This is a genomic window from Pseudomonas sp. GD04015, from assembly GCF_029837675.1.
GTDB classification, from domain to species: Bacteria; Pseudomonadota; Gammaproteobacteria; order Pseudomonadales; family Pseudomonadaceae; genus Aquipseudomonas; species Aquipseudomonas paralcaligenes.
Window position 1 is genome coordinate 48,767 of sequence record NZ_JAOEEE010000017.1, and the last position, 25,382, is coordinate 74,148.

General features: G+C 68.1%; 20 protein-coding genes. 3 read left to right on the plus strand and 17 right to left on the minus strand.

Going from position 1 to position 25,382, the window contains the following annotated elements:
- Positions 1–65: 65 nt before the first annotated feature.
- The 3 genes from N7640_RS15485 to N7640_RS15495 all read right to left on the minus strand — a co-directional run bounded on the left by N7640_RS15485 (position 66) and on the right by N7640_RS15495 (position 3,183).
- Positions 66–623, minus strand: a complete 558-nt coding sequence (locus tag N7640_RS15485; RefSeq protein ID WP_279904129.1) for an XRE family transcriptional regulator — start codon at positions 621–623, stop codon at positions 66–68.
- 23 nt (positions 624–646) lie between these two features.
- Entirely contained in the window at positions 647–1,933 is a 1,287-nt protein-coding gene (locus N7640_RS15490; RefSeq protein WP_279904128.1) for an FAD-binding oxidoreductase, read from the minus strand.
- A gap of 344 nt (positions 1,934–2,277) precedes the next feature.
- The gene (locus N7640_RS15495) at positions 2,278–3,183 is read right to left on the minus strand and encodes a LysR family transcriptional regulator (RefSeq protein WP_279904127.1); all 906 of its coding nucleotides are present in this window, start codon (positions 3,181–3,183) and stop codon (positions 2,278–2,280) included.
- A 149-nt stretch (positions 3,184–3,332) separates the two neighbouring features.
- Here N7640_RS15495 and N7640_RS15500 point away from each other — a divergent pair, with 149 nt between their 5' ends.
- Entirely contained in the window at positions 3,333–3,638 is a 306-nt protein-coding gene (locus tag N7640_RS15500) for an antibiotic biosynthesis monooxygenase (RefSeq protein WP_279904126.1), read from the plus strand.
- 72 nt (positions 3,639–3,710) lie between these two features.
- On the opposite strand, the gene N7640_RS15505 is transcribed toward N7640_RS15500, so the two are convergent.
- The 4 genes from N7640_RS15505 to trpB all read right to left on the minus strand — a co-directional run bounded on the left by N7640_RS15505 (position 3,711) and on the right by trpB (position 8,088).
- Entirely contained in the window at positions 3,711–4,409 is a 699-nt protein-coding gene (locus tag N7640_RS15505) for a hypothetical protein (RefSeq protein ID WP_279904125.1), read from the minus strand.
- A gap of 80 nt (positions 4,410–4,489) precedes the next feature.
- Entirely contained in the window at positions 4,490–5,881 is a 1,392-nt protein-coding gene (locus tag N7640_RS15510) for a diguanylate cyclase (RefSeq protein WP_279906208.1), read from the minus strand.
- 183 nt (positions 5,882–6,064) lie between these two features.
- On the minus strand, positions 6,065–6,874 hold the full coding sequence (gene trpA / locus N7640_RS15515) for a tryptophan synthase subunit alpha (RefSeq protein WP_279904123.1): 810 nt from the start codon (positions 6,872–6,874) through the stop codon (positions 6,065–6,067).
- Entirely contained in the window at positions 6,874–8,088 is a 1,215-nt protein-coding gene (trpB, locus tag N7640_RS15520; RefSeq protein WP_220812675.1) for a tryptophan synthase subunit beta, read from the minus strand. The genes trpA and trpB overlap by 1 nt, the downstream gene beginning before the upstream one ends.
- A gap of 198 nt (positions 8,089–8,286) precedes the next feature.
- Between trpB and N7640_RS15525 the strand changes: the two genes are divergently transcribed.
- A complete protein-coding gene (locus N7640_RS15525; RefSeq protein ID WP_279904122.1) occupies positions 8,287–9,186 on the plus strand; it encodes a LysR family transcriptional regulator in 900 nt (299 codons plus the stop codon).
- Between the two features lie 135 nt (positions 9,187–9,321).
- On the plus strand, positions 9,322–9,828 hold the full coding sequence (locus N7640_RS15530) for a DUF3060 domain-containing protein (protein ID WP_279904121.1): 507 nt from the start codon (positions 9,322–9,324) through the stop codon (positions 9,826–9,828).
- Positions 9,829–9,831: 3 nt separating this feature from the next.
- Here N7640_RS15530 and N7640_RS15535 read toward each other — a convergent pair whose 3' ends face one another.
- The 10 genes from N7640_RS15535 to N7640_RS15580 all read right to left on the minus strand — a co-directional run bounded on the left by N7640_RS15535 (position 9,832) and on the right by N7640_RS15580 (position 25,310).
- Positions 9,832–12,216 (minus strand): TonB-dependent siderophore receptor, encoded by a 2,385-nt coding sequence (locus tag N7640_RS15535; protein ID WP_279904120.1) that lies wholly within the window; start codon positions 12,214–12,216, stop codon positions 9,832–9,834.
- Positions 12,217–12,322: 106 nt separating this feature from the next.
- Complete coding sequence (locus tag N7640_RS15540; protein WP_279904119.1) at positions 12,323–13,258, minus strand: FecR domain-containing protein; 936 nt, start codon at positions 13,256–13,258, stop codon at positions 12,323–12,325.
- Complete coding sequence (locus N7640_RS15545) at positions 13,255–13,770, minus strand: sigma-70 family RNA polymerase sigma factor (protein WP_220812679.1); 516 nt, start codon at positions 13,768–13,770, stop codon at positions 13,255–13,257. The genes N7640_RS15540 and N7640_RS15545 overlap by 4 nt, the downstream gene beginning before the upstream one ends.
- 148 nt (positions 13,771–13,918) lie before the next feature.
- Positions 13,919–16,324 (minus strand): TonB-dependent siderophore receptor, encoded by a 2,406-nt coding sequence (locus N7640_RS15550; protein WP_279904118.1) that lies wholly within the window; start codon positions 16,322–16,324, stop codon positions 13,919–13,921.
- Between the two features lie 199 nt (positions 16,325–16,523).
- Positions 16,524–17,489 carry a FecR domain-containing protein gene (locus N7640_RS15555; RefSeq protein WP_279904117.1) on the minus strand — a complete coding sequence of 322 codons (966 nt, stop codon included), beginning with the start codon at positions 17,487–17,489 and terminating at the stop codon, positions 16,524–16,526.
- Positions 17,486–18,007, minus strand: a complete 522-nt coding sequence (locus tag N7640_RS15560) for a sigma-70 family RNA polymerase sigma factor (RefSeq protein ID WP_279904116.1) — start codon at positions 18,005–18,007, stop codon at positions 17,486–17,488. The genes N7640_RS15555 and N7640_RS15560 overlap by 4 nt, the downstream gene beginning before the upstream one ends.
- Before the next feature lie 305 nt (positions 18,008–18,312).
- On the minus strand, positions 18,313–20,847 hold the full coding sequence (locus N7640_RS15565; RefSeq protein WP_279904115.1) for a TonB-dependent siderophore receptor: 2,535 nt from the start codon (positions 20,845–20,847) through the stop codon (positions 18,313–18,315).
- Between the two features lie 175 nt (positions 20,848–21,022).
- A complete protein-coding gene (locus N7640_RS15570; protein WP_279904114.1) occupies positions 21,023–21,979 on the minus strand; it encodes a FecR domain-containing protein in 957 nt (318 codons plus the stop codon).
- The gene (locus N7640_RS15575) at positions 21,976–22,494 is read right to left on the minus strand and encodes a sigma-70 family RNA polymerase sigma factor (protein ID WP_279904113.1); all 519 of its coding nucleotides are present in this window, start codon (positions 22,492–22,494) and stop codon (positions 21,976–21,978) included. The genes N7640_RS15570 and N7640_RS15575 overlap by 4 nt, the downstream gene beginning before the upstream one ends.
- A 350-nt stretch (positions 22,495–22,844) precedes the next feature.
- Positions 22,845–25,310, minus strand: coding sequence for a TonB-dependent siderophore receptor (locus tag N7640_RS15580; RefSeq protein WP_279904112.1), 2,466 nt, complete (start codon positions 25,308–25,310; stop codon positions 22,845–22,847).
- Positions 25,311–25,382: the final 72 nt, after the last annotated feature.

The following is a 25,382-nucleotide window of genomic DNA, read 5'->3' on the forward strand; positions in this document are numbered from 1 at the left end:
ACCGTCGCGAGCGAAGGCCAGCTTTCAACGCAGCATGGCCGAGCGCAGCAGGTGCTGGCCGCATTTCAGGTGAAGACCCAGAGCACTCGTGTGGGGAAATCGGTGAGGTTGGCGTAGCGGAACTTGGCGTGGGGCGGCAGCTGGAAGCTGTCGCGCGGGCCGAGGGTGACCGGCTCGGCGTCGTCGCCGTACCACACGGTCAGTTCGCCTTCGAGGACGAAGCCGCCCTGTTCGGAGCTGTCGTCGAGGTGGCCGTCGCCGCTGGTAGCACCGGGCTCGAGAAAACTTTCCAGCATGGCGAAGCCGCCGGACATGCCCGGCGAGGCCAGCACGTCGGTGATGCCGCCAGCGTAGTACAGGGTGCGGCGCTCGTCGGGGCGGGTCACCCAGCGCACCGCGCGCGGGTGGCCCGGGTTGTAGAAGTAGGTGGTGGGCACGCCCAGCGCCTCGCTGATGGCGGTGAGGTCGGCCACCGTCGGGCGCGACAGGCCGCGCTCGACCTGGGACAGGAAGCCCACCGAGCGGCCGATGCGCTCGGCCAGTTCGTTGAGGGTGAGGTTCTTGTGCTTGCGCAGGTCGCGCACCAGGATCGCGAGGCCTTCGATTTCTTCCTGCTTGTCCATGCCGATTCCGTATCCGGTTGAGTTCAGATCACATCGCGCAGACGGTACCAGGCCTTGCCCACGGCCTCGATCGGCGCGGCCAGCAGGTCGCCGCCGGGGAAGCGCGGGTTGCTCAGCCCCTGGTACAGGCCGAGCAGCTGTTCGTCGCCGAGAATCGCGTCGCTCACCGCGCGGGCGGCGGCCAGGGTCGGCAGGATGCCGTGGCCGGAGAAGCCCTGCAGCCAGAACTTGTGGCCCTGGCGGCCGACGTCCGGCGTGCGGTGCATGGTGCAGTCGATGTGGCCGCCCCAGCCGTAGTCGATCTGCACCCCGCGCAGCTGCGGGAAGACCCGTTCGAGGTAGGGCCGGGTGGCCGCCGGCACGTCCGCCGGGATGCCGCCCAGGTAGGTGCAGCCGCCGCCGAACAGCAGGCGGTTGTCCGGGGTGACGCGGAAGTAGTCCGGCACGAACTGGTTGTCGATGGCGCAGGTGCCGCGCGGGAACAGCGAGCGCGCCAGTTCCGGCTCCAGCGGCGCGGTGGCGACCTGGTAGGAGCCGACCGGCAGCAGGCGCCGGGACAGCTCCGGGTCGAGGCGGTCGAGGTAGGCGTTGCAGGCCAGCACCAGCACGTCGCTGCGGACCTCGCCCTGCTCGGTGCGGGCGACGAAGCCGGCATCGGTCTCGCGGTAGTCGAGCGCCCGGGTCTGCTCGAAGATCCGGCCGCCGGCCGCCTCGATGGCGCCGGCCAGGCCCTGGGCCAGCTTCAGCGGGTTGAGGTGGGCGGCGCCGGAGTCATGCAGCGCGGCCAGGTAGCGCGGGCTGGCGATCCACTCCGGCAGTTCCTCCCTGGGGATGAAGCTCAGCCGCTGGTAGCCGTACTTGCGCTCGGCCTCGTCCAGGCTTTCCTGCAGTTGCCGCACCCGGCGCGGCAGCACGGCGGTGTAGAGGGCACCGGTGCGGTAGTCGATGTCGAAGCGGTGGCGCTCGGGCAGTTCGCGCATTTCCTCGGCGGCCCAGATCATGCTGTCCCACAGCCGGCGGGCGCGTTCGAGGCCCAGGGCCTTTTCCAGCGGCGGCATGTCGCAGGACCAGCCCGGCAGGGCCTGGCCGCCATTGCGCCCGGAAGCGGCCCAGGCGATGCGGCTGGCTTCGAGGATCACCACCTTTTTGCCGGCGAGCGCCAGGCGCAGCCCGGTGTGCAAGCCGCTGAAGCCGCCGCCGACGATCAACACGTCGCAGTCGGTCCGCTCCTGCAGGCGCGGGCGCAGGGGAATCTGGCCATAGATGCCGGCGTAGTAGGTTCCGATGTGCTGGGCGGATTGCTTGAACATGGCGGCCTCGTGAAATTCTTGATTTGTATTTTCATGAAAAAATACACAATTAATTTCATTTGGCCAAGGCCAGGCGGTCGGCGCCCAGAAAATCTGTACACCCCCACGTCGCCCCCGCGCAGGCGGGGGCCCAGGGACGCGGCGTGTTGCACATGGATTCCCGCCTGCGCGGGAATGACGGGATTCCTATCTACTTGCCCTAAATCAGGGCTATACCCCCGTTAAATGTTGCACACCTTGTGGGAGCGGATTTATCCGCGAATTTCGCGGCCAATCGGAATGCACCCAGCCGCTCCCACAAGAGCAGAATTACGCCACCAACACGTAACGGGTCATAACCTAAATCAGCCCCGCACCCAACCCTGCCCGGCCAGGCGTTCGCTCAGGTAGTCGAGAAAGCAGGCGATCCGCGCCGACAGCGCGGTGTTGCGGTAGTACACGGCGTTGATCGGCTGGCGGGTATCGACGTTGTGCTCGGCCAGCACTTCCACCAGCGCACCGTCCGCGCGGTCCCGTTCGGTCATGAAGTCCGACAGGCAGACCAGCCCGGCGCCGGCCAGCGCGAGCTGGCGCAGGGTCTCGCCGCTGGAGGCCTTGAGCGTCGGCGCGACGACCAGTCCATCGCCATGCAGGTGGCGCAGCGGCCAGGTGTTGAGGCTCTCCGGCTGGGTGAAGCCGAGCAGTTCGTGACAGCCCAGGTCCGCCGGGCTCGCCGGCGTGCCGCGCGCGGCCAGGTAGGCCGGGCTGGCCAGCACGCGGATGCGGCTGGCGCCGAGCGGTCGCGCATGCAGGCTGGAGTCGCGCAGCGGGCCGATGCGGATGGCCAGGTCGGTGCGCTGCTCCAGCAGGTCGATGATCTGGTCGTTGCTGTTCAGCTCCAGCTCGATCTGCGGAAAACGCGCGCGGAAGTCCGCCACCAGCGGCACCAGCACATGCAGCATGAAGGGCGAGGCGGCGTTGACCCGCAGGCGCCCGGCCGGCACCTGGCGGCGCAGGGCCATCTGCTCCTCGGCGTCCTCCACCGCGGCGAGGATGCGCCGGGCCTGGGCGAGGAAGGCCGCGCCTTCCTCGGTCAGTTCCAGGCGCCGGGTGGTGCGGCGCAACAGGGTGACTTCGAGCTTGTCTTCCAGGCGGCCCAGCGCGCGGCTGATGCCCGAGGCGGTCTGCCCGAGCTGCTCGGCGGCGGCGGTGATGGAGCCGCCGTCCACCACCCGGGTGAAGGCCTGCAGCTCGTCCAGGGTCGTCTTCATTCGTGACTCCACGGCAACTATCGCCGATGAAGTCTGGCGCGATCCGCCGAAAATGCCCACCCGCACCGCCGAACGAGGACCGGACGAACGCCGCGGCGAGCTGTCCGAACAGGTATCGCCCACGCGCTGCGGGCGCAGGAGGAAGCAGGATGATCGATGTCGTGGTGGAAATCGCCTGCCAGCCGGGCCGGCGCCAGCAGGTACTCGAGGCCGTGCTGGCCAACCAGGCGCGGGTGCAGGCGGAGGTGGGCTGCGTGGCCTACCGCCCGCTGGTGGACGTGGCCGCCGGCCTGCCCGAGCAGCAGCAGGACGGCGACGGCCTGGTGGTGCTGGAGCAGTGGCAGAGCCTGAAGCACCGGCAGGCGCACCTGGCCTCGCCGCACATGCTGGACTTCCAGCGCGACACCAGCGAGTGGATACAGCAGGTACGCCTGCGGGTGCTCGCCTCGCCGTAGCAGCGGAAGGCCGTACCGCTCGATGAGCCAGGCGTTGCAGGGGGTGATGTCAGCTTCCGGTGGACGGCACTTTCAGCCTTCGCTCAGCCAACGTTCGACCGCCTCCCGGTAGCGATCCTCGTGCTGCAGGCTGGCGCGCAGCAGGAGCGCCTCGTCCTGCTCGCTCAGCAGGCCGGCGCCGCACAGCTGTCGCAGCGGCGGCTCGATGTTGCGCGGCAGCATGCGCAGGTAGTCGTGCAAGGCGTCGACGGCCTGCTCCGGGCGGCCCAGGTGCAGCAGGTAACGCGCACGCTGGGCGTGCAGGCCACGGCGTACCAGCCAGTCCAGCACGCCTTCCGCCGTTTCCAGACGCTCCAGCCAAGGCAGTGCCTCCTGCTTCAGCCAGGCCTGCCAGGCATCGGCCAGCGCGGTGGCGTCGGCAGGGCTGCGCAGGGCCATGGAGAAGCGCCGGGCCTGGTCGTCGAAGACCAGTTGGAAGTGGTGCAGCGGCTGCGCGTAGTCGGGCTTGAGCCAGTCCTGGGCGACGCCGCCGAGGGCCTGCTGGTAGTCGTCCACCAGGCAGTAGGCGTCGGCATGCAGGGTGCCGCCCTCGGCACTCCACCATTTGTCGCGGTAGACCGCGATCTCCATCTGCCGCTGCCCGTCCCGGGCGAAGTAGCGGCGCAGCATGGGGCCGCCGCCCGGTGCGACCCGGGCGAACGCGCTGGCGCCGGCCGCCGCGAGGGCGCCGTCGAGTGCCTGGCCGAAGACCTTGTTGAGCGAGGAAGACATGGCGCGATAGTGGCCATCGGGCACGCACACGGCAAAGGGCCAGGCATCCGGGCGGTAGGTCAGCGGCGATGGCCGGAAACCTAGCCCGCCAGCGCCACCCGGTTGCGGCCCTGGGCCTTGGCCCGGTAGAGCGCCTCGTCGGCGCGGGCCAGGGCGTGTTCGAGGGCCAGTTCGTCGGCGCTGTCGCCCAGCTGGCCGACCCCGATGCTGATGGTCACGCGCAGCGGCTCGTCGTGCTGGGTGGTCAGCGGCAGCTGCTCGACCTGGCCGCGCAGCCGCTCCGCGATGTGCGAGGCCTCGTCCATGGAGATGCCGGGCAGCAGCGCGGTGAATTCCTCGCCGCCCAGGCGGCACAGCAGGTCCTCCTGGCGGAGCTGCTGGCGCAGCAGCTCGGCGACCCGGCGCAGCACCCGGTCGCCGGTGGCGTGGCCGTGGTGGTCGTTGATCGACTTGAAGTGGTCGAGGTCGAGCATCAGCACGGCCACGTGCTGCACTTCCTGCTGCCGGCGGCGCTCCAGCAGGCCCTCGGTGCGCCGCGAGAAGGCGCTGCGGTTCAGCATGCCGGTCAGGAAGTCGCGGTCGCTGCGGTAGAGCAGGCGCAGCAGCAGGCGGCGGCTCACGGTGCTGGCCGACGCCACCATCAGCGGCCCCAGCGCCAGCACGGCGATGCCGAGGCGCGCCGAGTTCAGGGTATCGATCCCCGTGGCGCCGGCCGACACGCCGAAGTAGGCGGGGTAGCTGGCCACCAGCACGATTTCCAGCATGGCGATGAACAGCCCCAGCATGGCGACCGTGAACAGGCGGAAACGCATGGCGCACCACAGCATCGGCAGCACCGGGAAGACGATGCCGCCCGGCCCGCCGATGACCACCATGGCCAGCAACGCCAGCAGCAGGCCGACCAGCGGCGCCACCTGCCGCGGCTCGGGCAGGCGCGGGCGGCTCCAGCCGCGCTTCAGGTGCAGGGGAGCGGTCAGCATCACCGGCAACAGCAGCAGGGTGGTGGAGAACTGCTCGCAGAACCAGGACAGCCAGAGTTCGTGCGGATCGTCCGCCGGCAGGCAGGCGAGGGTGGCGGCGACGGCGGCACCCACGCTGCTGGCGGCGAACAGCGAGAGCAGCCCCTCATGCTGCCGGAGGCGCAGGCGCGCCGGCTTCTCCCGCCGCAGGATCAGCCAGCCGCTGCCGATCAGCCCCATGTTGCAGAAGTTCAGCCAGAGCGCGGCCGGCCACGCGGTGCCCATGGCCAGGTCGGTGAGGACCATGCCCGCGTAGAGCACCGCCCAGCCCGCCGGACGGGTCAGCCGCGGCCGGCGCAGCAGCAGCCCGAGCAGGATGGCGTTGACCGGCCAGAACAGGGAGAGGGTCTCGACGCCCCGCGTCAGCACCCCGAACAGGGTCAGGACGACGGTCAGCAGGAACAGGCCGGCGAGCGAGCGCCCGGTCTCGCGCATACCGGCTCTCTTGCGCATACGTCCATGACCAGGCAACGAAGAAGGCATCCATGCACCTACGGGATCGTGATGACAGGCCTGGATCACCAGGGCCGCAATGGCTTCGAGCCAGTATAGCCCGCGCCTGACTTGCGACCGGCAGCGCTGGAGAAAGTTTGGGAGGAATTCGCGCAGCCGCCGGGGCTGCGCGAAACAGCGGCCTCAGCGGCGGGCGCCGCGCACGCCTTCGGCCAACTGGGCGCAGAGGTTGAGCACACCTTCGACGGCCTGCTTTGGCGTGGACGCCTTGGCGATCTGGTCGACCAGGGCCGAGCCCACCACCACGCCCTCGGCGCGGCGCGCCACGTCGGCGGCGTGCTCCGGGGTGCGGATGCCGAAGCCGATGCACACCGGCAGGTCGGTGTGGCGGCGCAGGCGCGCGTGGGCCTCTTCCACATGGTCCAGGGTGGCGGAACCGGCGCCGGTCACGCCGGCCACCGAGACGTAGTAGACGAAGCCCGAGCTGCCGGCGAGCACGGTCGGCAGGCGCTTGTCGTCGGTGGTCGGGGTGGTCAGGCGGATGAAGTCGATGCCGGCGGCCTGGGCCGGCTCGCACAGGTCCGGGTTATGTTCCGGCGGCAGGTCGACCACGATCAGGCCGTCCACGCCGGCTTCCTTGGCATCGGCGATGAAACGGTCCACGCCGTAGTAGTGGATGGGGTTGAAGTAGCCCATCAGCACCAGCGGGGTGTTCTGCTCGCCGGCGCGGAATTCGCGGACCATCTGCAGCGTCCTGGCCAGGGTCTGCTTGCCGGCCAGGGCGCGGATGTTGGCCAGCTGGATGGCCGGGCCGTCGGCCATCGGGTCGGTGAAGGGCATGCCCAGCTCGATCACGTCGGCGCCGGCGGAAGGCAGGCCCTTGAGGATGGCCAGCGAGGTGTCGTAGTCCGGGTCGCCGCCGGTGACGAAGGTGACCAGGGCGGCGCGGTTCTGTTGCTTCAGCTCGGCAAATCGGCTCCGCAAACGGCTCATCAGTTGTTCTCCGATTTGGACAGGTCGAGGTGGTGCATGACGGTCTGCATGTCCTTGTCGCCGCGGCCGGAAAGGTTGATCACCATGAGGTGGTCCTTGGGCAGCGTGGGCGCGCGCTTGAAGGCTTCGGCCAGGGCGTGGGAGCTTTCCAGCGCCGGGATGATGCCCTCCAGGCGGCAGCACTGGTGGAAGGCGGCCAGGGCCTCGTCGTCGGTGATCGAGCAGTACTCGACGCGACCGATGTCGTGCAGCCAGGCGTGTTCGGGGCCTATGCCGGGGTAGTCGAGGCCGGCGGAGATCGAGTGGGCGTCGATGATCTGGCCGTCGTCGTCCTGCAGCAGGAAGGTGCGGTTGCCGTGCAGCACGCCGGGCACGCCGCCGTTGAGGCTGGCCGCGTGCTTGCCGGTTTCGATGCCGTGGCCGGCGGCTTCCACGCCGACGATCTTCACGCTCTGGTCGTCGAGGAACGGGTGGAACAGGCCCATGGCGTTGGAGCCGCCACCGATGCAGGCGACCAGGGAATCGGGCAGGCGGCCCTCCTTCTCCTGCAGCTGCTCGCGGGTCTCCTTGCCGATCACCGCCTGGAAGTCGCGGACCATGGCCGGGTAGGGGTGCGGGCCGGCGACGGTGCCGATCAGGTAGAAGGTGTTGTGGACGTTGGTCACCCAGTCGCGCAGTGCCTCGTTCATCGCGTCCTTGAGGGTGCCGGTGCCGGCGGTGACCGGGATCACGGTGGCGCCCAGAAGCTTCATGCGGAACACGTTGGCCTGCTGCCGATCGATGTCGGTGGTGCCCATGAAGATCACGCACTCCATGCCGAAGCGCGCGGCCACGGTGGCGGTGGCCACGCCGTGCATGCCGGCGCCGGTCTCGGCGATGATGCGTTTCTTGCCCATGCGCTTGGCCAGCAGGATCTGGCCGATGCAGTTGTTGATCTTGTGCGCGCCGGTGTGGTTCAGCTCCTCGCGCTTGAGGTAGATCTTCGCGCCGCCGCAGTGCTCGGTCAGGCGCTCGGCGAAGTACAGCGGGCTGGGCCGGCCGACGTAGTCGCGCTGGAAGTAGGCCAGCTCCCTGGCGAATTCCGGGTCGGCCTTGGCCTTCTCGTATTCGGCGGCGAGGTCATGGATCAGCGGCATCAGGGTCTCGGCGACGTATTGTCCGCCGAAGGCGCCGAACAGGCCGGTGCTGTCCGGGCCGGTGCGTAGTGAAGTCATGGCTGGGCTCCTGCTTTGCTCCCCTCTCCCGTTGGGAGAGGGGCCGGGGGTGAGGGTCGGCTCGGCAGGGTGGCACCCTCATCCGGCCTGCGGCCACCTTCTCCCGGCGGGAGAAGGACATGGCCGCCATTCTACCCCTGGCCGGGCCGGGGAAAAGCGATTAGATTGCCCTGACACGTCAGGAAAACTCACCAATCCATGAGCCGCGAACTCCCTCCACTGAACGCCCTGCGCGCCTTCGAGGCCGCCGCCCGCCTGCAGAGCATCAGCCAGGCGGCGGCCGAGCTGCATGTGACCCACGGTGCGGTGAGTCGGCAGATCCGGGTGCTGGAGGAACAGCTCGGCCTGAGCCTGTTCGACAAGGACGGCCGCGGCGTGAAACTCACCGATGCCGGCGTGCGCCTGCGGGACGCCGCCTCCGATGCCTTCGAGCGCCTGCGCACGGCCTGCGGCGAGCTGCGCCAGCGCCAGGACGACGCGCCGTTCGTCCTCGGCTGCCCGGGCAGCCTGCTGGCGCGCTGGTTCATCCCGCGCCTGGACCGGCTCAACCGCGAGCTGCCGGAGCTGCGCCTGCAACTGTCGTCCAGCGAGGGCGAGCTGGACCCGCGCCGGCCCGGGGTGGACGCCACCCTGTGCTTCGCCACGCCGCCCTGGCCGGCGGACATGCAGGTCCACGAACTCGACGCGGAGTGCATCGGACCGGTGCTCAGCCCGCGCTACGCGCGTTTCGCCGAGCTGGCCGGGCAGCCCGTCGCCGCGCTGCTCGGCGAGCCGCTGCTGCACACCGCGTCGCGGCCCCAGGCCTGGCCGCAGTGGGCGCAGGCCCAGGGCCTGGACCCGCGCCTGCTGCGCCACGGCCAGGGCTTCGAGCACCTCTACTACCTGCTGGAAGCCGCCGCCGCCGGCCTCGGCGTGGCCATCGCGCCGCAGCAACTGGTGGCGGACGACCTGGAGGCCGGCCGCCTGATCGCGCCCTGGGGGTTCGTCGAGACGCCCGCGCGCCTGGCCCTGTGGGTGCCCGGGCGCGGTCGCAACGCGCGCGCCGAGCGCCTGGCGCGATGGCTCGGCGCGGAGCTGCGCGGCGGCCGGCCGGACTGAGGTCTCCGTCGCAAAGCGACGAGTCCGCGCCGGCCAGCGGCGAATTTTCCCCGCCACGCCCAGTCACACCAGCACCCCGGTCGCCGCTTCGCTGCGGCGCGCCGGGCACCCCTCTTGCTGGATAAGGACGCTCCCATGCACAAGCACATGGTCCGTATCGGCCTGCTGGCCACCCTCAACATCGCCGCCGCCCACGCCGCCGAGCCGCTGGAACTGGACGGCGTCGGCATCTCGCGGGACGTGCCCTGCAACGGCCGCGACGTGAACATCACCGGCAACGGCAACCACATCCGGCTGACGGGCGACTGCGGCGCGGTCAGCGTCTACGGCTCGCAGCACCGGGTGACCCTGGACAGCGCGGAGAACCTCGGCGTCTCCGGCATCGACAACCAGGTAGTCGCCAAGGGCCATGTCGGCGGGCTGGTGGTCGACACCAGCGACAACCGCGTCGAGGCCACCATCAGGGCCGCCACGCCGCCGGCCCGGGTCCAGGTCGACGGCGCCGAGCAGGTGCTGCAGCTGAAGCTGGAAAGCGCCGTCGAGATGGAGATCAACGGCGCGGACCACCAACTCGACTGGTCCGGCGAGGAGCCGGCGATCTCCACCTCCGGCGTGGGTCACCGCATCGAGCGGCGCTCCTGACGGTCAGAAGTCGTACTTCGCCGTCAGCAGGTAGCTGCGCGGCGTGCCGTAGGTGTCGGTCGAGCCCCAGTAGAGGTCGTAACCGATGCCCGAGTAGTAGCGGCGGTCGAAGACGTTGTTGACGTTCAGCTGCAGGTCGAGCTGCTCGGTGGCGCGATAGCCGAGCAGCAGGTCGACGAGGGCATAGCCACCCTGTTCGAGGCGGTAGCTGCCATCGGGGATGGTCACGTCGTTGTAGACGCGGCTCTGCCAGTAGGCGCTGCCGCCCACGCGCCACTTCTCCAGCTCGCCACCGAGGCGGTAGAGGGTGGTCAGCTTGAACAGGTGCTCGGGCGAATCGCTGTCGAAGCGCTCGCCTTCCAGGGACTCGTCGGCGTCCTGGCGATAGCGGGCGCGGGTGTAGGTGTAGCCCGCGCCGATCTGCCAGGCCTCGGTCAGGGCGCCCTGCAGTTCCATGTCCAGGCCCTGGCTGCGCACCTTGCCCGAGGCGACATAGCAGAAGCTGCCTTCGCAGACCATGCCCACCGAAGTATCGATGGCCGCGCGGTTCTGCTGGTCGATCTGGAACAGCGCCAGGCTGGCGTTCAGCGCGCCGTCGAAGTACTCGCCCTTGATGCCGACCTCGTAGTTCTTGCCGACGATCGGCTCGATCAGCTTCAGCGACACGTCCTTCTGCGTCTGCGGCTGGAAGATGTCGGTGTAGCTGGCGTACAGCGAGTGGTGCGCGTCCAGGTCGTAGACCAGGCCGGTGTAGCGGGTGACGTTGCGGGTCACCTTGTAGTCGCCCTCGCCGCTGCGGTTGTCGTACTCGTACCAGTCCAGGCGGCCGCCGAGGATCAGCGTCAGCGGGTCCGCCAGGCTCAGGCGGGTGGTCAGGTAGGCGCCTTCCTGGGTGATGACTTCCTGCGAGCGGCCGCTGCGGACGAAGTCGGGCTTGGCCGCGCCGAACGGGATCAGGCCGCCGCCCTGGTACTGGTGGGTAGTCTTGTCGTACTCGCGGCGGCTGACGCCCGCCACCACCTCGTGGCTGCGCCCGAACAGCCCGACCGGGCCGCCGAGGAACAGGTCGAGGGCGTTCTGGTCCTCGTCGTAGCGCGCCTGGTAGGCCGAGTGGTACAGGTCCAGCGCGGCGTCGCGGCGCACGTAGGTGCCGGAGAACAGACCGTCCTGCCAGGAGCCCGTGGCGGCCAGGCGCAGCTTCCAGTCGTTGTCGAAGCGGTGCTCCAGATCGCCGAACAGGGTGTTCACTTCCTGCTTCTTGTTCTCCCAGTCGGTGCCGGGGTAGGTGGAACGGGGCAGGTCCATGTGGCGGCCGTCGATGCCGATCGGCAGGCCGCCCCAGAACAGGTTGGTCTGGTCCTCCTGGCGGGAGAAGCCGACGGCCAGGGTGGTACTGTCGCTCAGGTCGGCCTCGCCGATGGCGTAGATCAGCCCGTGGTCGTGCTGTTCCTCGTCGCGGAAGCTGTGCGCGTCGCGGTAGGAGCCCACCACGCGGCCGCGCAGGGTGCCGCTCGCGTTGAGCGGGCTGGAGGCGTCTATTTCGCCGCGGTAGTCGTCCCAGCGCCCGGCGCCGCCGGTGAGGCTGACCTGGGCCTCGCGGGTCGGGCGCTTGCGCACCAGGTTGATGGCAGCGGAGGGGTTGCCGCTGCCGGTGACCAGGCCGGTGGCGCCGCGGATCACCTCCACCCGGTCGAACATCGCCAGGTTGGGCTGCACGCCCACCACCCAGCCCTGGTAGCTGCTCGGCAAGCCGTCGTACATCACGTTGTCGATGTCGAAGCCGCGCGCGCTGAACGAGGGTCGGCCGGGGCCGTCGGCATGGCTGAGGAACAGGCCGGGGGTGTTCTGCACCACGTCGGTGATGCTGGTCATGGCCTGGTCGTCCATGCGCTGGCGGGTCATCACGGTGACCGCCTGGGGCGTTTCGCGGATCGACAGCGACAGCCGGGTGGCCGTCTGCATGCTGCCGGTGGTGTAGGAGCCGCTGCCCTCGGTGGTGCTGCCGAGGCCGACGGCGTCGATGCTGGTGGCGCCCAGCTCGACGGCATCGCCCTGGGGTGCCCGGACCAGCACGTAGCGCTTGTCGCCGATCTGCTGCACCTGCAGGCCGCTGCCCTGGAGCAGCCGGGCGAAGCCCTGCTCCAGTTCGTACTCGCCGCGCAGGCCGGCGCTCTGCAGGCCGGCGGCATCCTCGGCGCTGAAGCTGATCATCACCCCGCTGGCGGCGGCGAAGCGGCTGATGGCGCTGTCCAGCGGGCCGGCGGAGATGTCGTAGTGCAGCGCCTGGGCCCAGGCGCCGGTGGCGACGGTGGCGACGGTCGCCAGCAGACCGAGGGCGAGGGTGGAGGGAAGCAGGCGGCGGGCGAGGTGCGACGGGCGTGGGGGCATGCTGTTCGGGGCTCCTGTGGGCGGGGGGATTCGAGCGTTCGGGGTGGAGCCGAACCAGGCGCGCAAATCTGTAACCCCCCGCGCCGAAAAATTCTCGAAGTCCGGCTCAGGCGCCCGTGGCCGGCTCCCGGCGATCCAGGCGCACCCAGTAGCGCGTGCGGCGGTGCACCTGCACCGGCAGGGACGCCTCGAGGTTGGCCAGCACGGCGTCGGTATCGTCGAGGGTGAAGGCGCCGGACAGGCGCAGGCCGGCGATTTCCCGGTCGCAGCCGAGGTAGCCGTGGCGGTAGCGCGACAGCTCGGCGAGGAAGTCCTCCAGGCGCCAGTCGACGGCCACCAGCATGCCGCGCGTCCAGGCGCTGGCGTCGGCCGGCGCGGCGTGCAGGGTGCCGACCGCGTCGGCGGCGAAGCTCAGCCGCTGGCCTGCCGCCACCGGCACGGGCGGCAGGGCGGCCCGCAGCGGGCGCACCTCGACCTGCGCCGTCTCCACCGTGACGCGGCTGAGGCCGTCGCTGCGCCGCACCACGAAACGGCCGTCCCGGGCGAAAATCCGGCCTTCCCCGGTCTGCACGTCGAGCAGGCGGCTGTCGCGGCCGGTCTCCACCAGGATCTCGCCCCGGCCCAGCCGGATCAGCCGCTGGTCCGCCTCGAAACGCACGTCCACCCGGGTGTCGGTATCCAGGTGCAGATGGCTGCCATCGGCCAGGGTGACGCGGCGGCGCTCACCGACCCGGGTGGCGTAGTCGGCGCTCCAGGGCGACGCCCGGTAGCCCTGCCAGCCGACCACGCCGACACCGAGCAGCAGCGCCAGGGTCTTGATCGCGGCGCGCCGGTCGCGGCGGGCGCTCTCCAGAGTCCGCGACGTCACCCCGCGCGGCGCCTGCTCGAAGCGGCGTTCGAGCTGCTCGATCCGCGCCCAGGCCTGGGCGTGCCTCGGGTCGGCCTCCAGCCAGCGGCGCCAGTGCGCGCGCTGCAGCTCGGTGACGGCGCTGTCGTTGAGGCGCACGTACCAGGCGACGGCCTCGTTGAGGACGGTCTTCACACGCCTTCCAGCAGCAGGCAGTGCATCAGCGCCCGGGCCAGGTGCTTGCGCACCGTGGTGACGGAGACGCCGGTCCGCTCGGCGGCCTTCTCGTAGCTCAGGCCATCGAGCTGCACGGCGAGGAAGATGGCGCGGGTGCGCGCGCCCAGGCCGTCGAGCAGGCGGTCGATGGCCAACAGGCTGTCGAGGATTTCCGCGCGTACCTCGGCGGACGGCGCGTGGCGCTCCGGCTGCGTCGCCAGCACTTCCAGGTAGGCCTGCTCCAGCGAGCGGCGACGGTACAGGTCGATGACCAGGCCCCGGGCCACGGTCGCCAGGTAATGGCGCGGCTCGCGCAGGCCCTCGGCGCTACGCGCCAGCAGCACACGGACGAAGGTGTCCTGGGCCAGGTCGGCGGCATCGGCGGAATTGTTCAGGCGCTGGCGCAGCCAGCCACGCAGCCAGCCGTTGTGCTCGCGGTAGAGCGCGTCCAGCCCTTCGTGCGATGACGTATCGGCAAGCGCCATGGACATTCCGCTTCCCCCAGAAACCGATGCAAATAAGAATTTGTCGCAATTCTAATGAGCGGCGGCGGGATTGGGAATGGGGAACGCCCATGGTTGAACCAGGGCGGGTGACGAAGGTGGCTCACATCGCCCGCCACCTCGTGCACAGATCACATCAGAAGCTGTATTTGGCGGATACCGTCAGGTTGCGCGGGTCGCCGTATTTCCCATAGCTCCCAACGGCCGAGTAATAGGTCTTGTCGAAGACGTTGTTCAGGTTCGCCTGGAAGCTGAGGTTGTCTGCGGCCTGATAGGTGCCGAAGAGATGGAGCAACGCATAGCTGCCTTGCTCCGCATCGCCGCCTCCCGGCCTCTCGTTCTTGGCGCGGATGTCGCTTTGCCAGGTGAAGTGGCCACCCGCCGTGAACTTGCTCAGAGCGCCATGCAGTCGATGGGAGCTGGTCAGGCGCAACAGATTCTGCGGCTCCGTGGTCTGGATGCTGGAGCCTGCGCCGTTCTTGGCGATACGCCGGGTGAATCCTCCGGAAAGGCTCCAGCCAGGCCGGGGCTCACCGGAAATCTCCAGTTCATAGCCACGCACCGTGGCACCCTCAACCGCCTTGTAGCGCAGTTCGCCGTCGACGAATCCGTCGCGCTCGGCCAGGTTGTCCTGCTCCAACTTGAAGATCGCCGCCGAGAGGTTGAGCCTGCCGTCATGAAAACCGGCTTTCAGGCCGGCTTCGTAGTTGGTGCCGGTCCTCGGCTCCAGCAACACGTTGCTGCGGTCCCTGACGGTCTGGGTCTGGAAGATGTCGGTATAGCTGGCATAGGCCGAGTAGTTCTCCGTCAGCTCGTAGACGAGGCCGGCATACGGCGTGACCTCGCCACTGTAGCGGGCGGCGTTCCCGGTTCCCCGGAACGTCATCTCGTAATCGCTGTTGGTCATCCTCGCCCCGACGATGAGCTTGAGAGGATCGACCACGTGCCATCGGCTGGCGACATAGACGGCATCCTCCTTCCGTGTCTCGTCGAGACTGTGGCTGTAGGTAGCACCGAACCGGGGCTCGGGATAGCCGGCCCTGTCGTCGAAACTCTCCAGCGGGGCCGAACTCAGCACTGGGTAGTAGTGGGCGTTGTAGGCTTGCTCACTGTTCGAGTAGCCAAACACCAACTCATGGGTCCGCCCGAAAACGGTGAAGGGACCGGTTGCATAGACATCTATCGCGCTCTGCCAACTGGTGGTGTCGTAACTGTTGAACCAGTTTCCGACACCCTCGCCGGTAGACCGGTCGGGAGCGCCCTCGATGCCCATGAGCCGGGTGCTCATCTCTCCGTCCCGATAGGTGTACTGGACTTTAGCCAGCCAATCGTTGGCGAACGTCTTTTCCACGCTGGCGAAGCTGACCAGGCGCTCGTTGTCGACGTAGGTCCAGTCGGCGCTGGTACTGGTCGAGCGCGAAAAGTCGGCGGGGCTGCCGTCGCTGAAGTACAGCGGCACTGTGGCACCGAAGGTCGCACCGTTCACATGGCTCTTCTGGTAGTCCAGGCCGGCGTTGAACAGAACATCCTCCGCAAGATCGATTTCCACCACCCCGTAGAGTCCGGTGCGGTCCTTGCCGTAGGCATCCAGGTTCGACGCACGATCGGCGTAGGTGCCAACGAAGCGTCCCCGGACATGGCCATCGGCGCTCAGTGGGCCAGAAAGATCCAGATCGGTGCGGTAGTTGTCCCACCTGCCGGCACTGGCCTGGACATGCCCCCTGAGGTCACGAGTGGGGCGCTTGCGAATCAGGTTTATCGCGGCCGAAGGCTCTCCCGTCCCGGTGAGCAGGCCGGTAGCACCCCGCACGATTTCCACACGGTCGTAGATGGAGGTGTCGGAGAGGAAATCTGTATCGAAGCGGTTGTCCTCCACCGTGGGCATGCCGTCGTATTGAATCTTGTTGATGGCGAAGCCCCGCGCCCGAGGGGCGACCCGATCGGTTTCGCCGGTGTTGAGCGTGATACCGACGCTCCTCTCGAGCACGCCCGCGACGCTCGTCAGGTTCTGATCGTCCATCTGCTGCCGGGTAACGACACTGACCGACTGCGGCGTCTCCCGAATCGAAAGATTCATCTTGGTCGCGGTGCTGGTCGAGCCCGTGGTGTAACTGCCGGTTCCCTCGGTGGTCGCACCCAACCCGCCGGCGTTGATGCTGGTCGCCCCCAGCTCCAGCGCATCGCCGCTATCGACCCTCTTCTCCAGCACGTAGCTGCCGCCGGCATCGATCGCACGCAGGCCGCTGCCATCCAGCAGCCTGGCGAAGCCGGCGTCGACCGAGTAGGCGCCGCGCAGTCCATCGGAGCGGCGGCCGCCGGTCTGCGCCGCGTCGAACGACAGCGCCACTCCCGCCACGCTGGCGAAGCGGCCGAGCACTTCGGCGAGTGGGCCGGCGGCGATGTCGTACTGGCGGACGTCCTCGACCGCGGCCGGCGACACCGGCTCGGCGGCCTGCAGCGTCGCTGCGGTCAGGGCGCCGACGCCGAGCAGCGCGGCCTGCAGGTGCCGCGCCAAGCGGTGACGGTTGAATGGATGCGACATGGTGTTTCCCCCCTTGTGTGGGTGGCCAAGCGGGCCACTGATGCAGCGAGAGCCGAACCAGGGGTAGTGAAAGTGCAAAGCGCCGGAAAATTTTTTGCGTGTCCGCATCATGGCAACACGGATCATTCCGTAGGGTGCGCCATGCGCACCGGCTTCTTCAGGCCGGCACGGCACGTGCAACCTTGGCGGCCCTGGCCCTCTAGGTCGTGCGCGGAACCACCGTCACCCAGTAGCGCGTGCGGCGGATCACCTGCACGGGGAAGCCCTTCTCCAGCGCGTCCAGCGCGCGCTCCGTGTCATCCAGCGGGAAGGCGCCGGACACCTTGATCCCGGCGATGCGCGGATCGCAGCGCAGCCAGCCGCTGCGGTAGCGCGCCAGTTCGTCGATCAGCTCGCCCAGCGGCCGGTCGATGGCGATCAGGCTGCCCTGCTGCCAGGCGGCCACGGAGGCATCGTTGGCCCGCGGCGGCTGTGCGCCGTCGCGGGTGAAGCGCGTGCGCTGGCCGGCCTCCAGCCGCAGGGGCGCGGCCATGCCGGGCGCTTCGACCTCGACAGCCTTCTTCAGCACCGCCACCTCGCTGCCGTGATCGTCGACCCGCACCGTGAAGCGAGTGCCCAGGGCCCGCACGCGACCGTGCGCGGTGGCCACGCTGAACGGGCGGCCGAGGGGGTCGGGCGCGGTTTCCACCAGCACTTCGCCGCCACGCAGCAGCAGCAGGCGCTGGCGCTCGTCGAAGCGAGCGTCCACGGCGCTGTCGGTGTCGAGCAGCAGCTGGCTGCCGTCGGCCAGGGTGAAGCGCTGGCGCTCGCCCACCGAGGTGCGGAAGTCTGCGGTCAGGCGCCGGCCCGCATCGCTGCGCCAGCCCAGGGCGGCGACACCGCTGGCCGAGACCAGCAGCGCCGCGCCCAGCAGCACGCGGCGGCGGGAATGGCCGGCGGCGGTCAGCGTGCTGGCGGCCAGTCGGCCCGGCACCTGGCCCAGCTGCTGGCGAACCGACTCGATGCGCTGCCAGGCGTCGCGGTGTGCGGGGTCGGCCTCCAGCCAGCGCTGCCAGGCGCGGTGTTCCCGCTCGCCGGCGGTTTCCGCGGCCAGCCGCGCATACCACTGCGCCGCCGCCCGGATCGCCTCGCGCTCGGCCGCGCCGAGCTGCCGCGCATCGCTCATGACAGGCCGGCCAGCACCAGGCAGCAGTGCTCCATCGCCCTGGCCATGTGGTTGTTCACCGTGCGCAGGGAGATGCCCAGGCGCTCGGCGATCTGCGCGTAGGTCAGCCCCTCGCACTGGGAGAGGACGAAGGTCTGCCGGACCTTCGCGCCCAGCCCGTCGAGCAGGCGGTCGATCTCCAGCAGGGCCTCGAACAGGATCGCCTGTTCCTCCAGCGACGGATGCACCGCCTCCGGCAGGCTGGCCAGGGCGTCGCGATAGGCCTGCTCCAACGAGCGACGGCGGTAGAGGTCGATCACCAAGCCGCGGGCGATGGTCGTCAGGTAGTGCCTCGGCTCGCGCAGGCCGCCGGCGGTGCGCGCCAGCAGCACGCGGACGAAGGTGTCCTGGGCCAGGTCGGCGGCATCGGCGGAATTGTTCAGGCGCTGGCGCAACCAGCCATTGAGCCAGCCGTGATGCTCGCGGTAGAGCGTATCCAGTTGGGCATGGCGGGCCGCGTCGGGGAGCAGCGTGGACATCCCGATTCCTGTAGAGGTTGCGAATAAGAATTCATCGCAATTCTACGGGGGAGAATGGGCGGTTGGGAATGGGCAGGGTGGGCAGGCAGGGGTGGAAAGCGTTTTGACGTTCCCCAAGCTCTGTGCCCATCGAGGCGTATGTAGAACAATGAGTACAGAGCGTGGGGACGATCGAAGCAACAAGCTGCACCGGAACTGCTGGACACACGAAGTTTATCCAGCGGTTGTTACGGTGCTTTTGAGTATTGCGCATCCTGTTGGTGGAAAACGCTTCGCAGCACTCACCTGCTTGCTAGGCGAACAGGTCAGAACTTGCTACGGATGGTGAGTGCGAAGTTACGTGGTTCTCCATAGAAGTTGCCGGCATCGGTATTGCCGACGGTCTGGTAGTAGCGCTTATCGAAGAGATTGTGGGCATTGAAGGTGGCCGACCAATGTTCATCGATCTTGTAGTCCACGCTGCCGCTCCAGATCGTATAGCCCGCCTGGATGAATTTGAATTCCTGTTCATCACCATCGAAACGGCCGGATGCAGGGTTGTACGCGTAGGTAGTGCCGCTAACGAAGTTCGAGCTCTGAGCAATGGCGCCACCACCGACTTTCCAGTCGTGCAAGCGCCCGGGCAACTGATAGGTGGTCCATAGCTTGAACAGGTGTTTGGGGGTGATGTTGCGATAGTTGGAGGTACTGGAGTCCTTGTCACGGCTGTGATTGTAGGTATAGCCGGCAATCAGCTGCCAGCCTGGCGCCAGTTCGCCGCTGACCTCGGCATCGATACCCTGGCTGACTGTCTCGCCCTGGTTGATGTAGCAGCACAGGTAGCCTTTGTAGCGGTTGTACTCGACAGGGCCATCCGCGACCGCGACGTTTTCTTGCACGGCGCGATAAATGGCGACAGAGGTGTTCAGGCGGCTATCGAAGAACTCGCCCTTGAGGCCGATCTCGTAGTTCTTCGATTCGACCGGGGCGAGCGTGCCATTGTCACGCGTGCGTTGCTGATACTGGGGGCGGAAGGTCTCGGCATAGCTGGTGTAGGCCGTCCAGTTCTCGTTGATGTTGTAGGTCAGGCCGGCATAGGGTGTGAATACACCCGTATCCTCCAGCTCGCGCAGACCCAGTTCGCCGTTCGGGCTGCCATCAGGTTTCTTAAACGGGCTGTTGCTTTCATACGAGTAGTTCGACAGGCGTCCGCCAATGGACAGCTGCAGCGAGTCGGTCAGGCTCAGACGCGTCATCGCGAACATCGACCGCTTCTTGGTGATGTGGTAGTCGTCCTTGGTCGGGTAGAAACTGGCATCGGTCGGTAGTCGCGGATCGAAGACATTGACCGGCGTGCCGTTCGCAGTCGTCGTGAACTGCTCCGTCCAGGAATTACCCTTCTGGTAGTCGGCACCGAAAACGACGTCATGCTGCAAGTCGAACAAAGTGAAACCGCCCTTGACGGTGGCACTGTAGCCTGTGCGATCCATGCCGGTCTTGGCCGGGAATGCCCAGAAGGTATGTCCGCTGTTGTCTGAGGGGTCAACCGCGCCGATGGTATAGGCACCCATCGCATCGCGATCCATCTCCATGCGCATGGCATCCAGGGTGATGCCCCAGTCGTCGGTGAAATTGTGCTGCAGTTTGAGGAAACCTTGCTTGGTGGTTTCGTGGGTGTGGTTCCAGTCGGTAGTCAGCGAGGTTTTACGCGACAGCTTCAGATCTGCACCGTCGGCATAACGGGGCAGGCCAGCAAAGTTACTCACCCCATCCTGTTCCTGGTAGCTACCGCCGACGGTCAGCAGGGTATCGGGTGTGACATCGAATTCCATGGAGCCATAGAGGATCTTGGTTTTCATGTTGCCGGGGCTATAGAAGAACTTGCGATCCTGGTAGGCGGCGCCTAGCCGCCCCCGGACATTGCCGGACTCGGTCAGCGAACCGGTCGCGTCCAGTTCGGAACGGTAGTTGTCCCAGCTTCCCGCTGACGTGGAGAAGGTCAGCTGGTTGTGATCAAGCGCGCGCTTGCGCACCAGGTTGATGGTGCCCCCCGGATCACCCGAACCCGAGTACAGGCCATCGACACCGCGCAGGAATTCCACATGGTCGAACTGCACCATGTCCAGTTGGCTGACCGAACCGAAGCCCACCATGACGGTGTCCATCGGCGCGCCGCCGTCGATCTGGATGTTGTTGACCTGGAAGCCACGCGAATAGAAGTTGCTGTCGTTACCCAATGACGAACCTGCGGTTTGTGTGGCGCGGGAATGGGTAACACCGGTCGTCCTGTCCATTACATCAGTCAGGCTGGTGAGGTTTTGATCTTCGATGCGCTGCCGCGTCATCACCGAGACCGAGTGCGGCACCTCACGCAGTGACTTGGCCACCTTGCTTCCTACGGTTACCGAGCCTGTCGTGTACGAACCGGTACCCTCGGTAGTAGCGCCCAGTTGCGTGCCAGTCACGGTAGTCGCCCCCAGTTCCAGCGCACCAGCGCTGTCCACCGCCACCTCCAGTGCATAGTCACCGCCGGTATCGATTGCTCGCAGGCCCGTGCCGGCCAGCAAGCGGGACAGGCCCTCGTTAACCGAATAGCTGCCATTGAGCCCAGGGCTGTGCTTGCTGGCGGTGAGCTGGGCATCGGCGGAAAGCAGGATGCCGGCCTCGCTGGCGAAGCGGTTCAGCGCCTGGTCCAGGTTGCCAGCGGGAATGGCGTAGGCGCGCGCCTGTTCGCTGGCGGCCGGCTGGGCCTGGGCGACGGGCAGGAACGGCAGCGGGCCGGCGGCCAGCAGGCCGGCGAACAGGGCGTGGCGAACCGAGCGGGTCAGCGGGGTACGGTGGAAAGGGCTTGCCTGCGGCATTCTGGGACGTCCTCTTGAGAATGCGTTCTGAGTGGGTTCAAGAGGTATCCCGAGCGAGCCGGCAAAACCGACAAGGCTTCGCCAAAAATTTTCATGGCGCATTCGCAGCCAATGCGCTACCTGTCCGCAGGGTGCGCCGTGCGCACCGATTGGCCGATGGTACGCACGGCGCACCCTACGCCGGGCCGACCGTCACCCAGTAGCGGGTCAGGCTGTGCACCTTGACCGGCAGCGACTGCTGCAGCGCCATCAGCACACGGTCGGTGTCGGCCAGGGGGAACACGCCGGTCAGCGGCAGCCCGGCCACTGCCGGATCGCAGCGCAGCACACCCGGGCGATGGCGGGACAGCTCGGCGAGGAAGCGGCCGAGCAGCATGCGTTCGGCCACCAGGCGGCCCTCCCGCCAGGCGATGGCGTTGGGGTCGGCGGTCCCGGCCGCCTCCATGCGCTCGGCGGAGAACCAGCGGCGCTGGCCGGCCTGCAGGCGCGAGGCGGGCAGCAGGCGCGGGCGCAGCTCCAGTTCGCCTTCGTACAGTTCGACGCGGCTGCCACCATCGACTTCATAGACCGAGAAGCGCGTCCCCAGCGCCTGGATCTCGCCGGCCGGGGTCTCCACGATCAGCGGGCGGCGGGCCGGGTCGTGGCCGCTGTCGAGCAGCAGCTCGCCGGCGAGCAGGCGGATGCGCCGCTCGCTGTCGCTGAAGCGGATGTCCACGGCACTGCCGCTGTTCAGGTCGAGCCGGCTGCCGTCCGGCAGGGTGCGCTGCAGGCGCTCGCCGGTGCCGCTGCGCAGGTCAGCCATGGCTTCGCGCCAGGGCAGCCGCGACTGGGCCAGGTAGCCGCCGCCACCCGCCATCAGCAGCAGGCCGAGCAGCTTGAGCGCCTGGCGCCGACGCGCATCGGGCAGGTCGCGCAGCACGGTGCGGGCGGTGTCGGCCGGCACCGCGGCCAGGGTGCCCTGCAAGCGCTCCAGGCGCTGCCAGGCGCGGCGATGCTCGGGGTCGGCGGCCTGCCACTCGGCGAAGCGCCGACGCTGATCGTCGTCCAGCGGCGAGCCCCAGTGCAGCATCAGCCAGTGGCTGGCCTGTTCGACGATGGCGGGCGCGATGGGCGCGTCGGCGGCGGGCTTCATTCGACGTACAGCACCTGGTAGCACGCGGCGATGGCGCGCAGCATGTACTTCTGCACCGAACTGACGCTGACCTGCAGGCGCTCGGCGATCTGCGCGTAGGTCAGCCCCTCGAACTGGGACAGCAGGAAGGCCTCGCGCGCCTTGCCCGGCATGCTGTCGAGCATGGCGTCTATCTGCATCAGGGTTTCGATGACCATGGCGCGGGTCTCCAGCGAAGGCGTTTCCGGCTCGGGCAGGGCGGCGAGGCTGTCGAGATAGGCCTGTTCGATGCGCTGGCGGCGCCACTGGTCGATGACCAGGTTCCTGGCGATCTGCACCAGGTAGCGGCGCCCCTCGCCCAGCTCGGGCAGGCGGCGGGTCACCAGCAGGCGCAGGAAAGTGTCCTGGGCCAGGTCGGCGGCCCGCTCGCGATCCCCCAGCCGCCGGCGCAGCCAGCCGTTCAGCCAGCCATGGTGGTCGCGATAGAGGCCATGCAGGTCATCGTGCAGCGATGAGGGGGGCGGAGCGCTGGACACCCGGATCTCCCAGCCTTGCTTGATTGCGGATAAGAATTGATCGCAATTGTAGGGAGGCGGACGCGCTTTGGGAACAGGCGCGAGGAGTGGCGGAACCTGTAAATTCGGTAAATCCTTGCCGTTTTTGGCGCATTCGTCCGTCCTGGTAGTTGAGGGACGAAAAATACGACGGATGCTCAGCAAGGTAGGGCGGGTGCAACCCGCGAGCTTGGCCAGAAGTGTAGTGCTCGCGCGGGTTTCACCCGCCCTACGGACTGCCGTGTAGGCAGCTCAGAATCTCTCCACTCCACTGCTGCACAGCCTTCCCCCCGGGCCGAACTCCCCTCGGGAGCACGGTCCGGTGCTGTCGATCAGAAGTCGCCGCGCAGGGTCAGGACATAGCTGCGTGGGGCGCCGAACAGGTTGACCCGGTCCACGCCATCGGCCGCCACGTAGTACTTGCGATCGAGCAGGTTTTCACCGGTCACGCTCACCAGCCAGTGCTGGTCGAGTTTCCATGCCACTCGTGCATCCCAGATGGCGCGACCCGCCGCGCCGTATTTGTAGCCGTCCCAGGTTTCGTTCTCGTAACGCGACTGTGCGGATACCCCGGCGCCGATCGTCAGGCGGTTCCAGTTGCCCGGCAGGGTGTAGCTGGTCGATACCCGCGCCAGGTGCCTGGGCGTTTCACTGGCCACCGGGCCGCCGTTGCTGCTGCGGGTCATGTTGTAGGTGTAGCCGGCCAGCACCTGCAGGCCCGGCAGCACTTCGCCGCTGGCTTCCAGGTCGACGCCTTTGCTGCGCTGGATGGTGCCGTTGGTGTAGCAGGTGCCCCATTCGTCGTTGCTCATGCACTGGCCGCTGTTGGCGGCGTCCTCCACCAGCACGTCTTCCTGCTTCACGTAGAACAGTGCCGCGGACAGGTTCAGTCGCTTGTCGAACAGCTCGCCCTTGATGCCGGTTTCGTAGTTGGCGCCGACCGCCGGCTCGAGACCCGCGCCGCTGACGTCGCGGTATCGGCTCTGCGGCTGGAAGATGTCGGCGTAGCTGGCGTACCAGGACCAGTTCTGGTCGATGTCGTAGACCAGGCCGGCGAACGGCGTGACCTGGCCGCTTTCCTTGGTGACATAGTCCATGCCCTCCATGCGGTAGTCGAAGTCGTAGTCGAACCAGCTGACCCGCGCGCCGAGGATCAGGCTCAGCGGCTCGGACATGCGCAGGCGGCTGTTGGCATAGAGGCCATAGCGCTCGTCCACCAGGTTGGTGATCGAGGTCCAGGCCGGCTTTGCCGGCCTGGCGAAGGCGTGATGGTCGACATCGAACACGTTGACCGGAATCCGCTCGGCCCCCGCGAAGAAGATGTCCGCCATCTTGTCCTTCACGTTCTGCTGCGACCAGTTGGCGCCCACGGTGATCTGGTGGGTCAGGCCGAAGGCCTCGAAGGTGCCGTTGAGGTGGCTGTCCAGGCTCTTGCTGGTCACATCGAGTTCGCGGAACTGCACGCCGCGGAAGGTCGAGCCGGTCTGCGTCACCGGGTCGATGGCGCCTCGGGCATAGGCCAGGTCCTGCTCGAAGCCGCCGTCTGAATAGGTGAAGGAGGTGGTGCCGGTCCAGTTGTCGTCGAAGCGGTGGTCGAGTTCGACGAACGCCTCGTTCATCTCCGTTTCATGGCGGTTCCAGTCCTGCACCAGGGCGGTGGAGCGGGAGATGTCCAGCGCCTGGCCATTGCTATAGCGCGGCAGGCCGAAGATCGAATAGCCGTCGATGCGGCCGGTCTGGCGGCGCAGGCTGAGGGTCAGGGTGGTGTCGTCGTCGAGGTCGCCTTCGACGATGCCGTAGAGCAGCGGCGTCTTCGACTGCTTCTCGTCGAGGTAGGAGCCCTTGTCCTCGTAGGCGGCTACGGCGCGGCCGCGCAAGGTGCCGGCGTCGTTGAGCCGGCCGCTGCCGTCCAGGTCCAGGCGGTAGTTGTCCCAGGAGCCGGCGCGGGTGCTGACCGAGAACTTCGGCTCGGCGGTGGGACGCTTGCGCACCAGATTGACCGCGCCACCCGGGTCGCCGGCGCCGACCAGCAGGCCCGCGGCGCCGCGCAGCACTTCGACGCGGTCGTAGATGGCCATGTCCGGCGGCAGCCAGCCCGTGACGGTGTAGGCCTGGCCGGGCACGCCATCCATCAGATAGCTTTCCTCGCCGAGCACGAAGCCGCGCGACTGGAACACGTGGGCGCCGTAGTTGCGCTGGCTGAAGGTGATGCCCGGGGCCTTGGCCATCACCTGGTCCAGGCTGGTCAGGTTCTTGTCGTCCATCAGCTGGCGGGTCATCACGCTGACCGACTGAGGCGTCTCGCGGAGGGTTTGCGTGGTCTTGCCGAGGGTGATCGCACCGGTGGCGTACGAGCCGCTGCCCTCGGTGGTGGTGCCGAGGCCGCGGGCATCGATGCTGGTGGCGCCGAGGACCACGGCGCCTTCGCCATCGGCCTGCGGGACGAGGGTGTAGTCGCCGGAGGTGCCGCGGGCCAGTTGCAGGCCGCTGCCGGCCAGCAGCCGGGCGAAGCCCTGTTCGATACCGTAGCTGCCCTGCAGGCCCGGGCTCTGCTTGCCGGCGGTCAGACCCGCGTCGAAGGACAGCACTACGTCGGCTTCGCTGGCGAAGCGGCCGAGCACGGCGCCCAACGGGCCCGCGGGAATGGCGTAGTGCTTCGTCGGCGCCTCGGCGCGGGCCTGGCCGGCGTCGGCCAGCAGCGGCTGAACGAGCCCGCCATGCAGCGCTAGCGTGGCGCCGAGAACGGCCATGGCCAGTGGCTTTCTGGCGAGGGATGGGCGGGTGGCTTGGGGTGACATGGACGGCTCCTTCAAAGGCCAACGAGGCGGTTTGCAGGAGGGGTCGAGCGAGCGCCGGCAAATCGACAATCG